A 12,056-nucleotide genomic window follows, 5' to 3' on the forward strand; every position below is an offset into this window, starting at 1 on the left:
CCATCCCTTGTACAAAAGAATTTTTCTGTGCTTTAACAAGTTAATCCGCCGTCTATTGCCATTGTCTGTCCGGTCATAAAGGACGATTCAGGAGAAAGCAGAAAACGAACGAGTCCGGTCATATCGTCTGTTTCGCCTAAACGCCCCATCGGCGTCCTTCTGATAATCTGCGATTTTTGTTTTTCCGGCATATTTTTCGTCATATCGGTGTCCACAAAACCGGGCGCAAGTGAATTGACACGGATTCCTTTGGACCCGAGCTCCCTGGCCAGGCTTCGCGTCAAGCCGTCAAGAGCCGCTTTGGATGCGCTGTAGACTGAAGTGCCTTTAAATCCTCTTGAACCGATAATGGAGCTTATGTTAACGATTGATCCGGAATTTTGTTTCAGCATGACCCGGGAAACGTTTCGGGTCAGCTTGATGACTGAACCGATATTCAGATTGAGGATGCGGTCAATGTCTTCATCATTGGTCAGGGGCAGCAGCTGATCAAGGTTCAAACCGGCGTTATTGACCAAGCCGTCTATTCTGGAAAACTTGCGGTATACTTGAAGAACAAACTGTTTCATGGCGGCATCATCCGCCGCATCCGCCGCTTCCCAATAAAAGCGGTCACGGTACTTTTCACTCTCTCTCAATGTGTTAATAAAATCAGATTCACTGCGGCTGAAAGCGGCTACTTTGTAATTCTCATCCAAAAGCGCCTGTACAATCGCTTTTCCGAGCCCCCGGCTACCTCCGCTGACGACCGCTACTTTTCCGTTATTCATATTTGCCTCCTGTTTTACACGTTTCTTATTTTTTTAAATCGGTCATTAGACAGTTTCCGATCTGTAACAGAGATGATCTGCGGTATCTGATATGGCTGCAGCTTCTGTCTGCAATGAGCTACGGCCCGCTTTCTGAAAGATTTGATATCTTCCTCTTTTTCAAGCACGGCCTCTGCCGCGACAATCTCGCCCGTAATCGGATTTTTTCGGCCCGTTATGAGAACATCCCGGACATTCGGTATCTCCAGAAAGACGCTTTCCACCTCTGCCGGAAACACTTTCTCTCCTCCCACATTAATGATTTCACTCTTTCTTCCGAGAATTCTTATATATTCGCCGTCTGTTTCCACCTGGTCACCGGTGTCGTACCAGCCGTCTTCATCGAAAGGTGAGGGTGCGTTTAAATAGCCGAGCATCGCCGACTCAGAACGGACCCAAAGCGTGCCTCCGGTAATTTTGGTCTCTGTTCCGGCACCGCCTACTTTCATCCAAGTGGATTGGCTGTCTTTTGATTTCGTTGAGAATATACCCAGTTCAGTTAATCCGTATGTTTGTTTCAGCCGTACATCCGGAAACAGCCGGTGAATGCCGCGCAGCGTTGATTGGGGCATCGGTTCTGTGCCGTAAGTGATCAGCTGGAGTGAAGACAGGTTATAGCCGGCATCCGCCTTGGACATCAGCAGCATGTTTAAAAAGGTCGGGGTGGCGGGGAGCACTTGGACAGCATGTTTGTCGACCGCCTGATAAACGGACTCCGGCGTTCTGCTGTCTGATGTGACGATCGTCCCCCCGTTAAACAGAATCGCAAACAGCGTATTAATGCCGCCTATATGATCCAATTTCAGAAAAATGAGCGTACGCAGCGGTTTTCTCTTCGCCGTTTTGTATTTTTCAAGCAGCCGGCCGGCGCTTAACACGGATGCTTTGCTTTTGCCGGAGGTTCCCGATGTGAAAATAATAATGCCTGACTCCCCTCTCTCGCGCAGGTCATCAAGCAGAGGGTGAGAGGCGCTTTCAGAACCTTCACGAAGCGTCCAGCTGTCATTTTCATTTATTTCAATGATTTGATTCACTTTCGCGTCTTCAAACATATCGAGATGCTTCTCCCTTGATTCATTGCTGAGAGGGACAACGATATTTCGGTTTAACAAAAGCGCCATCAGCAAAAAAATGGCGTTCGGGGAATAATCCCCGATAAGCGCCACACATTCTCCTTTACGTATTCCGTTTTGTTCAAGTTCTTTCTGAAAAAAGCTGATTCGTGTCAGCAAATCATCATACGTAAAAGTCTGCCCTTTAAAAATGAGAAACTCACTGTCCTGCGTTTCCCGAAGCTTATCAGTCACCCAGCTGATATCTCCCCTGCTTTCTGTTTTCATGATTGAGCACTGTCCATATATTTTTGATAAATATCACAAATGCTGCCGACGGTTGTAATGCTGGAAATCGTTTCTCCTTGGGAAAAAGGATCTACTCCGGTTTCCATCTCCATCTGTGCGACTAATTGAGCGATATCCAGTGATGAGAAGCCCAGATCCTCTATGACTCTCACATCATCTCCCGCTTCGACGGCCCGATACGACTGCTGTTCTTGAATATCCTGAATAATTTGAGCGATGATCTGCTTCATTTCCTTGGTTTGTTCCATTTGCTTTCAGCTCCATTCTTCATTTTATAAACTTCTGATGACCCGTTTATAATCCGGAATATGATCTTGTGAAGAGGTCGGCACCGCCAGCAGCTTATCCACCTTGGAAATGGCCAGCAATGTATGATTCCTTTTCATATAGACTTCAATCTGATAGCTGATTTTCGCCACTGAGATCATACCGAGGGACTCACCGTGAAAGTCGGGATCGCATTCTTCAATGTGTCCCGTCATATAAATATCAAGCTCTTCATCTGCAAAACAATTTCCGTAATAATACGTCTCTCTTTCAAGCAAAAATAAATGCCGCGCGATTGAAACCGGAAAACCCGGCTTCGACCGGCGCGTCATCCATTCAAATTCCGCCGCATCCATTATCTTGCTGAATTTCGCAAACACCATGGCATGCCCCGGCGCAGCATCCTGATCAACAGGAACCCGATATGAAACGGGGTCCGCTGTTTTGAGGTTGCCCGGCTCCATACCGAAAGCGTCCGTTCTGATTTTCTTTGACCGCATCAGCGCGTAAGGCGGCTTGGCTAGCTTAGAAAGTTCCGCAATGCATTCAGCCTTCGGCGCTGAGACTTTGCGGGTCGAACCTTCTGTTTGCGTGACGTCGACGACAATTAAACTATTGGCTTTCATAGAAGGAAACCGTCCGCGGTCCCACTCGCTTTTATCAGAGCTGACCGCTCCTTTCGGCCCGAACAAATAATCAGATTCTAATATGGTTTCTCCAAACCGGGAGATATCGACTCCGACGGAAACCTCGTCCCATAATCGGTACTGATCAAGAGGCTTATCTGAAGGAACTTTGAGATGTGTCATAAAATAAGCCGGATACAAAATCAGCCCTTGGTGATCGGCCATCTGATCAGGCCGGAATCCCGTTCCGTCCGTTAAATGGTGACTGTGTGCGTTGCCGAATAACAGCAGCAGCGCGTACTCATTCAAATTCCCTAACCCGACATGGCTCATCGTTAATTCATGATTTTCAATCAGCATGGTAGTCCTCCGCAGAAAAAATGTAATGTCTGGTCATACTCAGCCTGTAATCGATACCAGCCTTTGCGCAAGAAGGCCGGCTGTTTCTTCCATGAGCTGTTTGCCGATCAAGTCGACATGCCTGTTTCTCCAATTTTCAAGCGGGGTTCCTTTCACCCATTGATTAAACGCCCCGAGTGCAGGGCCGCAATGAATTTGGTAATCTATTTTACTTTCGCTTTTTCCTTCCAGAGCGAGTCTCGTCGTATGGGAAAAATACCATTTAAATACCATCGCCATTTTGTGTTTCGGATTCTGTTCGGCTTTGGCGATCTGTTCAGGAGATTTATCACGTTTCAACTGCTCATACACTTCCTCAAAACTGCGCTGGAAATACTTATCTTCAATTAATGTTTTCGTTTTTTCATCTATTTCATCTAAAGAATTGTATTGTCTGTACAAGTCAAAGAGTTTATTGGCTCTTGCCGGGAAAAACAGGCCTTTTTTCAGCACCTGCACCCTTGCACCCGCTTCAAACATATCTCCCGCGGGAGCGTATGACGTATCCTGCACGTTCGCTTCCTGAAGCAGATCTTTCACTGAATCACTTGTCCCGGCTTCGACCGTGCATTGATTAATAGAACCGGTTCCGATAAATTCGGCGCCGAGCAGAAACGCGGCAGCAGCCGCTTCCGGAGTGCCGATGCCGCCCGCTGCGCCGATTCTTACTTTTTTCGCATACCCGTGCTTCTCCATCATGCGGTCTCTGAGTCTGATCATGGCAGGCATTAATGTATACGGAATCCCTTGGTCGGTATGCCCTCCTGAATCCGCTTCAACGCAAATGTCATCAGCCATCGGAATTTCTTTTGCAAGCGCCGCTTCCCCGGCTGTCAGCCGATTGTCAGACACAAGTCTTTCCAGCACATGAGCCGGAGCCGGATTCAGAAAGGCCTCAGCGACTTCAGGCCGGGATACTTTCGCGATGATTCTGTTTTGAACTGACACCGACCCGTCATGATTCCTGCTTAATCCCTTTGCCCTGTATATCACGAGAGCCGGGGTTATGCCCATAAATGCCGATGCTTCAATAAGATGAATGCCGTTTTTCAAATATAAATCTATCATTCTGACTTCCTTGTCAGGTGACATCATATGATGAAGAAGATTCATTCCGAATGTTTCCCCTTGCCGCAGTGCAGACCGGATGGTTCCGATGGCCTGTCCGATCCGTTCGATACTCAATCCGCCCGTTCCGAAAAAGCCCAGCATTCCCGCTTTTGCCGCTTTAATGACCATCTGTTCCGAAGCAATTCCTCTGTACATGGAGCCCGTCATGTAAGCATATTGGATGTTATAATCTTTTTTAAAATCTTCGTTCCCTAATCTCATTCCCGCCGTTTTTTGTGAATCAGCTGCCGATGCTTTAACATCAGCAGTATCAGACTCTTCTTTCGGCATTGGTAATGGGACGGCATCTTTTTTAATCTGCCGCGTCAGTTTTGTCAGCACTTCCCCGGGCCCGACTTCTGCAATTTCATTATTTTCAAGCCCCATCAGACGGCGTATCGTGTCCGTCCACTTTACCTGATTGGTCATTTGCAAAGTCAGATTTGTTTTGATTTCATCATTCTTATAAGGTGCGGCATGAAGATTTGAAATCACCGGAAAACGAAGAGGCATAAACGCCGTTTCTTCTAAATAATCCGCGAACTCTTTTTCAGCATCTTTCATATAGCGGGAATGGAAGGCGCCGCTCACATTTAAAGGAAGATACATTCTCACGCCGGCTTTTTCAAAGACGGGGCCCGCTTTTTCAATGTCTTGTTTCGTTCCGGCGATCACAATTTGCGTAGGTGAATTGTGGTTAGCGATATCAATGCCGGTCAGATGATAATCGGATAGAACCTCTTTTACTTGTTCAGCCGTAAACCCCAAAACCGCCGCCATGCCTCCGGGAGCTGCCTTGCTCATGAGCTCCCCTCTTTTTTTCACAAGCTGCAAACCGGTCTTAAAATCAAAGCAGCCGGCCGCAAATAACGCATTATATTCTCCTAAACTGTGCCCTGCGGCGTAATCGGGCTCTCTGCCGGACTCTTTAATCTTCTTTAAATAACTGAGTGCACTTACCGTATATAACGCCGGCTGGGTAAATTGCGTTTTCCCCAGCTGATGATTCGGATCCTCCAGACACAATTCTTCTATAGAGTAGCCTAATATGTCATCAGCCTGACGTGTCAGATCTTGAAATTCATCAAACAGCCCGGCTCCCATTCCTTTAAATTGAGAACCCTGCCCCGGGAACACAAACGTAAGCATCTTATCCTCATCCTTTCCGCATTGTCAATTTGAATATCACATGTGGTTCTCAATGCAAAAACGTCTCGCTCATTTCATATATTGACTGGTGTAAACACCGCCATAAAAATAAAAACACAAACGCGTTTGCGATTCAGCACAGGTTTAAAAATCGCAAACGCATTGTGTTTTCCTTTTCTAACATAATTTATATAAAGACATCTTGCTTGTTTACAGAATGTTTCGCATGACAAGCTGCAGTGCCAATATGCCCGAAAACAGCCATGACGGCACACTTCTCCCTTATCATGTATATGTAGATATATACACTGCAATCATTTTTATAATCCCTATTTCCTCTTCAACGTGCCGAAACAGCGATTGAAATTTAATAGGTGCTTTACTTTAATTTAATAAATTTAACAAATAGTTGCTATTTAAAGAGAATAATATCAATTTATAGATAATAATGTCAAGGCTTTATTTCGTTATTTTCTGACATTTATTCCACAGTTTTATGTTCGGTGGACAGTCGGCATAATTGTTTCGGGATAAATGTCAGATAATTCCCTGAACCCTTTTCATGTCAAAGAAAATTCATCACCTCTCTGTCAATTGGGTCTATACTTATTTTTCATTTTCATATATTATGTAAAAAAAAGACGAATTAGAAAATTTTTTAATCACTTTAAATACTATCCATTAAATACTTTCTTTGTATAATAATTTCTTATTATTCTAAGGAGGATCCAGTCATGAAATGGTACGCACTTTTTGTAGAGTCGGGAAAAGAAGAAGCAGTTCAAAAATTTCTGCGTCTGCAGTTTGATGAGCAGGCTCTCTACTCAATCATACCCAAGAAAAAAGTCACAGAACGAAAAGCCGGAATCAAATACGAGGCACTCAAAAAGATGTTTCCGGGATATGTTCTGTTTAAAACAAAGATGACAGAGCGGACATTTCATAAAATCAAAGAACTCCCCATTTCATGCAGAATCGTGAATAACGGCGCATATTATTCCAAAGAGCGTAAAACCTATTTCACGACAATTAAGGATGAAGAAATCCTCCCTATTATCAGGCTGATCGGAGAAGGAGACACTGTAGATTATTCAAAAGTCTATATTGAAAATTCAAAAGTAACCGTTGCCTCAGGGCCTCTTAAAGGAATGGAAGGCATTATTAAAAAGATCGATAAAAGAAAAAGACGCGCCAAAATCTGCCTGTCTTTTATGGGACTGGACAAAATGGTCAACGTCGGAATTGAAGTGCTCTCCAAACCCTAGCATTTCAAAAAAAGCATCAACAGCATGTGCCGTTGATGCCCTTTTTATATAAACAGACGAAAGCCCGACATCAAAATAACCCCGCTCACCACCGTCACGGTCAAATTTTTGTTTTCAAGGCATAGTTGACCTGAAGCCGGGCTGCGCCTATGAGACAAAATCACATTTAGGGGAATCCATTTTAATCAAGAGCGGTGAATTGACGGTTGAGCTTCATGACGAAAACCATGTGCTGACTTCGGGCGGTGCCGCACAATTATTTTCATTCCTCGGATGAACCGGTGACATATTTTATGCTGGTCTATTATCCTGAACCGGCTTAAACGCATATCAGGCTTCTTCAGACAGAAGCCTGATGGACCGCAACCCATTCTTGTATGCATTGAATCAGTTTCTGGACAGAAGGTGTCTGCGTCTCCTTTGCATGAGCTGTCAAAATGCCGAGCTGCCTGGAGACATACCGGTCGAACCGTTTGATGAGCACATCACAATCATTCACCAAAAGCTGCGGCAGGATGCTGATCCCCAGATTGTTCCGCACCATTGCAATTATCGCTTCATCCCCTCTGATTTGATAAGCGACCCGCGGTGTGATCTTTTCTTCCTTCAGCACTTTCAGCACATCAAAATGTGTCTCCGGATAAGGCACGATACATTTGACGGATTCCATGACATGTAACGGAACCGTTTCACATTGCGCCAATTCATGCTGCGGGCTCATCACCGCTACAATCGGGTCCTCGGCCAACGGGTAAAAATGCCACTTCTCGCTGTGGGATGTCCCGATCGCCGCATCAATCCGGTCATCTTTCAGCCATTGTTCCAGCTCAGTAGAATTTCCTTCAAACAAATGCACCTTAATAGAAGGATACAGCTCATTAAATTCCCTCAAGATTTTCGGCAGCCATTTTACCGCCACGCTCGTAACAGTGCCGAGCCGGACTTCCCCTCTTTCTAACCCATTAATATTATCAACGGTTTGAGACAGTTTTTCATAGTTTTTTTGAATTTCCTTCATAATATGTAACACTTTCAAGCCATTTGCGGTGGGCCTCACTCCATGCCGCTGTCTGATCAAAAGCGGAAAACCGTACTCTTCCTCTAATTTACTGATCATTTGGCTGATGTTCGGCTGTGTGTAATTCAATATGGCAGCGGCCTGGGTCAGGCTGCCGCTTTCTACCGTTTTAATAAAGGCTAAATGCTTCTTTAAATCCAACCGGCTTCATCTCCCAGATATCATTACTTATTATCCAATGCATTAGTTATATTTAGTTTACTTATACATCAATCAAAAATAAAATGGCAATGTCTCCATCATTATACTTAATAACAAACAGAAGGTGAGCGTTTCAGCATGAGTTTTCTCATTCAATTTTTTATCGGCGGCACCGTTATGGTGGCCGCCGCGTATTTAAGCAAGTCGAAATACTTATTTTTATCAGGCGTTATCACATTGCTGCCGATCATGACGTTACTGAATATTCACTTGCAGCTGAAAAATATGAGCCCCGACGATTTCAGAGCCGCTCAAAAAAACGGAATATTCGGTGCCTTCGGCGCAGTGATCTTCATCAGCAGTATTTTCATCCTGACAAACTGGTTCAAAGGAGGCCACGCAGTCATCGGTGCGTTTCTCATCTATATTTGCTATATGATCGGCTGTAAATGCCTGTTATGAAGATACAGCACCGCTGTGTATAAAAAAATGCCCGTCCAGAACAATAAGAACGATCTGTTCAGTTGTGAGCAGTTTATATGACTGAATGATCATGAGTTGTTATAATCAATGTCTAAAAACATTCCGGGAGGCGAAATAAATGGCGAGAAAATTATTCACACCATGGACCGTTAAAGATGTAACGATCAAAAACCGTATTGTTATGGCACCGATGTGCATGTATTCCTCACATGAGAAGGACGGAAAACTGCAGCCTTTTCATATGGCGCACTACATATCGCGTGCAATCGGACAGGTCGGCCTGATTATCGTGGAAGCGACAGCCGTTAATCCTCAGGGGCGCATTTCCGATCAGGATTTGGGCATTTGGAGCGATGATCATATCGAAGGTTTTGCCAAACTGACGGAACAAGTGAAAGCGCAAGGATCTAAAATCGGCATTCAGCTTGCGCACGCCGGACGTAAAGCTGAGCTTGAGGGAGACATTTACGCTCCGTCAGCCATTCCGTTCGATGAGCAATCCAAAACACCGGCTGAAATGACGACAGAACAAATTAAAGAAACCATTCAGGAATTCAAACAGGCAGCGGCGCGCGCGAAAGAAGCCGGCTTTGACATTATTGAACTTCATGCCGCACACGGCTACTTAATGCACGAATTTTTGTCCCCTCTGTCCAATCACCGTACAGACGAATACGGAGGCTCACATGAAAATCGCTACCGCTTCTTAGGCGAGACTATTGAAGCCGTCAAGGAAGTCTGGGACGGCCCGTTATTTGTCCGTATTTCTGCATCGGATTATACAGACAAAGGGCTGGACATTGCGGATCATATCGGTTTTGCGAAGTGGATGAAAGAACAGGGAGTCGACCTCATTGATTGCAGCTCAGGCGCACTCGTTCAAGCTGATATTAACGTCTTCCCCGGCTACCAAGTGAGCTTCGCGGAGAAAATCCGTGAACAGGCCGAAATTGCAACAGGCGCCGTCGGTTTGATAACGACGGGAACAATGGCGGAAGAAATTCTGCAAAACAACCGCGCTGACCTTATTTTTGTCGCGAGAGAACTTCTGCGCGATCCGCACTTTGCAAGGAGTGCAGCGAAGCAGCTGAATACTGAAATACCGTCACCGGTCCAATACGACAGAGCATGGTGATGAAGTGACAGCCGGAGTTTTTCGATCCGGCTGTCTCTTTTTTTATTTTTCGAGAAACGATTGCCGAAGCTTCTCCGTCTTCCCTATAGAACCAATTAGAGGAGATGACTCCAATGAAAGCAGCATGGATGGAAAGGACATATCTGATTGACGGGTGTCCGTTTTATACGAAACACCGTAAAGGCGCCGGCGAAGTGACGATCGTCTTTGAAGCCGGCTACGGCACTTCTTCTGAAACATGGACATCATTACTCGCTGACATAGATGAAGAATTTGGGGTTTTCACATATGACAGAGCCGGAATCGGCAAAAGCGGACGAAGCCGAAACAAGAGAACGGCGGACCATATGGTACAGGAATTAAACGCTCTTCTTCTGAAGGCCGGCGTCAAGCCTCCTTACCTTGTCGTCTCGCATTCATACGGCACGATTATCAGCAGACTTTGGGCGAGCCGGAACCGCCGGGATATTCTCGGGATGGTGCTGCTTGATCCGGTTTCTGAGGATCAGGAGACGAAAGTGCTTCCGCTTCTTCCTGAAGAAATGAAGGCCGCCTATTTGAAACAGTTCAAATTGGAAGGATCACACGCGGAATTTTTAACGAGCCTTAGGCAGATCCAGCATCAGCAGATTCACTTCGGCGATATGCCGCTGTTGATTTTATCATCGGGAGAGCGGGATGAGCGCTTAAAGCACGCTCATGAACAATGGGTGAAACTGCACAGAAGCATGCTTGATGTCTCTTATCAAAGCGGATGGATTCAGGCCAAAAACAGTTCTCATGCCATTCACCACGATGAACCGCACATCGTCCACCTTGCCATTTATGATGTTTGGTGCGCGGTGCGCCAGCAAATGAATGCTCCTGCCTATCAGGCGGTAAACTGATAAAACAAAAGCCATTGTGCAACGGCACAATGGCTTTTGTTATCGTGATCTATTTTGTCTCACGATGCAAAGTATACTTTTTCAACCGGGGTGAATACTTTTTCATTTCTAACCGGTCCGGATTCGTCCGTTTGTTCTTCGTCGTGATATAATTTCTGTCCCCTGTCTCTGTACAGGCCAATGTAACATTCACACGCATCATTTTCACCCCTTATATAAATCGTAATTATTACGTTTTATTATATCTCATCAGAAAAAAATGTCAAGCGTCTATTTTTTAAGACCGCTCCACAGTGACCTCCATGAAGTCAAATGCGATCTTACTGTTCTCAAATACCGCTTTCGCCTCATGTTCGAGACGCTCTATCGGCGATTCACCCTGATACCTTGCGCTGATATGAGTTAAGATCAGCTGTTTGGCGCCTGCTTTTTTTGCCGTTTGCGCAGCCTGTTCTGTCGTCGCGTGATAATAATTATGTGCGAGCTTTGCATCTTCCTTGGCAAACGTCGCTTCATGAACAAGCACATCCGCATTGCGCGCAAGCTCCGTTACCCGCTCTGATGCCCTCGTATCCCCGGAAAAAGCGACGATTCTCCCTTTTTTCGGGGATTCCAGAAAATCCCGCCCGTTAATGATTCTGCCATCGTCAAGTGTGACCGTTTCGCCTTTTTTAAGTTTCTGATAGACGGGTCCGGGCGGGATATTCATTTCATTCAATCTGCCGGCCTGCAATGCGCCGGGAATATCCTTTTCCTGAACCCGGTAGCCGAACGCTTCCACACCGTGAATGACGGATGCTGCGGTAACAATGAAGTGCTCATCTTCAAAAACCGTCCCCTCTTCGATTTCATGTACGGTAAGAGGATACGTCAGATGAGTCGCCGTCACGTTCAGGCTTGCTTCGATAAAGGCTTTAATGCCTTTTGGCCCGTAAATCGTCAGCTCTTCTTCACCGCCCTGAAATGAACGGCTCCCCAACAGACCCGGAAGACCGTAAACATGGTCGCCGTGAAGGTGGGTGATGAAAATCTTTTCTATTTTCCTCGGTTTGATTGTTGTATGTAATATCTGATGCTGAGTGGCTTCTCCGCAATCAAACAGCCATACGGAACGCCTTTCTTCAAGAAGCTTCAGCGCGACGGACGTTACGTTTCTCGTCTTTGCCGGCATGCCGGCCCCCGTCCCTAAAAATAATAATTCCACAATGCTTCCTCCTAGATCTTTGTACTACTAAGGATACAGGATCAGACTGAAAATGTGAATTCACCCGGGCCTTCTCCGGCCTGATTAATTTTTTTCCGCAAACCGCAAAAAACAGGCTGAAATGTTTGCTTTCAACGAATTT

12 protein-coding genes are annotated in these 12,056 nt (G+C 45.6%); 4 read left to right on the forward strand and 8 right to left on the reverse strand.

Going from position 1 to position 12,056, the window contains the following annotated elements:
- Nucleotides 1-32: 32 nt before the first annotated feature.
- From ACWJJX_RS11885 to fabD, 5 genes are read right to left on the reverse strand one after another with little or no spacing between them, the layout of a single operon-like run.
- Nucleotides 33-770: an SDR family oxidoreductase gene (locus ACWJJX_RS11885; RefSeq protein WP_003153268.1), complete on the reverse strand. Its 738-nt coding sequence runs from the start codon at nucleotides 768-770 to the stop codon at nucleotides 33-35.
- Nucleotides 771-784: 14 nt separating this feature from the next.
- Entirely contained in the window at nucleotides 785-2,149 is a 1,365-nt protein-coding gene (locus ACWJJX_RS11890; protein ID WP_077722568.1) for a long-chain fatty acid--CoA ligase, read from the reverse strand.
- Complete coding sequence (locus ACWJJX_RS11895; protein ID WP_003153264.1) at nucleotides 2,146-2,418, reverse strand: acyl carrier protein; 273 nt, start codon at nucleotides 2,416-2,418, stop codon at nucleotides 2,146-2,148. Before ACWJJX_RS11895 ends, ACWJJX_RS11890 begins: the two co-directional genes overlap by 4 nt.
- Before the next feature lie 24 nt (nucleotides 2,419-2,442).
- Nucleotides 2,443-3,423 (reverse strand): LnmK family bifunctional acyltransferase/decarboxylase, encoded by a 981-nt coding sequence (locus tag ACWJJX_RS11900; protein ID WP_204529735.1) that lies wholly within the window; start codon nucleotides 3,421-3,423, stop codon nucleotides 2,443-2,445.
- A 39-nt stretch (nucleotides 3,424-3,462) separates the two neighbouring features.
- The gene (gene fabD / locus ACWJJX_RS11905) at nucleotides 3,463-5,721 is read right to left on the reverse strand and encodes an ACP S-malonyltransferase (RefSeq protein WP_191073196.1); all 2,259 of its coding nucleotides are present in this window, start codon (nucleotides 5,719-5,721) and stop codon (nucleotides 3,463-3,465) included.
- A gap of 734 nt (nucleotides 5,722-6,455) precedes the next feature.
- Here fabD and loaP point away from each other — a divergent pair.
- Nucleotides 6,456-6,986, forward strand: coding sequence for an antiterminator LoaP (gene loaP / locus ACWJJX_RS11910; protein WP_003153257.1), 531 nt, complete (start codon nucleotides 6,456-6,458; stop codon nucleotides 6,984-6,986).
- Nucleotides 6,987-7,326: 340 nt separating this feature from the next.
- Here the strand turns inward: loaP and ACWJJX_RS11915 are convergent, their stop codons facing one another.
- On the reverse strand, nucleotides 7,327-8,205 hold the full coding sequence (locus tag ACWJJX_RS11915; protein ID WP_070082078.1) for a LysR family transcriptional regulator: 879 nt from the start codon (nucleotides 8,203-8,205) through the stop codon (nucleotides 7,327-7,329).
- Nucleotides 8,206-8,343: 138 nt separating this feature from the next.
- On the opposite strand from ACWJJX_RS11915, the gene ACWJJX_RS11920 reads away from it, so the two are divergent.
- The 3 genes from ACWJJX_RS11920 to ACWJJX_RS11930 all read left to right on the forward strand — a co-directional run bounded on the left by ACWJJX_RS11920 (nucleotide 8,344) and on the right by ACWJJX_RS11930 (nucleotide 10,710).
- Entirely contained in the window at nucleotides 8,344-8,667 is a 324-nt protein-coding gene (locus ACWJJX_RS11920) for a GlpM family protein (RefSeq protein ID WP_015240166.1), read from the forward strand.
- A 139-nt stretch (nucleotides 8,668-8,806) separates the two neighbouring features.
- On the forward strand, nucleotides 8,807-9,823 hold the full coding sequence (gene namA, locus ACWJJX_RS11925; RefSeq protein ID WP_003153250.1) for an NADPH dehydrogenase NamA: 1,017 nt from the start codon (nucleotides 8,807-8,809) through the stop codon (nucleotides 9,821-9,823).
- A 113-nt stretch (nucleotides 9,824-9,936) separates the two neighbouring features.
- Complete coding sequence (locus ACWJJX_RS11930) at nucleotides 9,937-10,710, forward strand: alpha/beta fold hydrolase (RefSeq protein WP_043867272.1); 774 nt, start codon at nucleotides 9,937-9,939, stop codon at nucleotides 10,708-10,710.
- A 49-nt stretch (nucleotides 10,711-10,759) separates the two neighbouring features.
- Here the strand turns inward: ACWJJX_RS11930 and rpmG are convergent, their stop codons facing one another.
- A complete protein-coding gene (gene rpmG / locus ACWJJX_RS11935) occupies nucleotides 10,760-10,909 on the reverse strand; it encodes a 50S ribosomal protein L33 (protein WP_003153246.1) in 150 nt (49 codons plus the stop codon).
- A gap of 78 nt (nucleotides 10,910-10,987) precedes the next feature.
- Nucleotides 10,988-11,914 carry a ribonuclease Z gene (gene rnz / locus ACWJJX_RS11940; RefSeq protein WP_326375336.1) on the reverse strand — a complete coding sequence of 309 codons (927 nt, stop codon included), beginning with the start codon at nucleotides 11,912-11,914 and terminating at the stop codon, nucleotides 10,988-10,990.
- Between the last annotated feature and the right edge of the window lie 142 nt (nucleotides 11,915-12,056).

This window comes from Bacillus sp. YH3-2-B2, assembly GCF_053663335.1.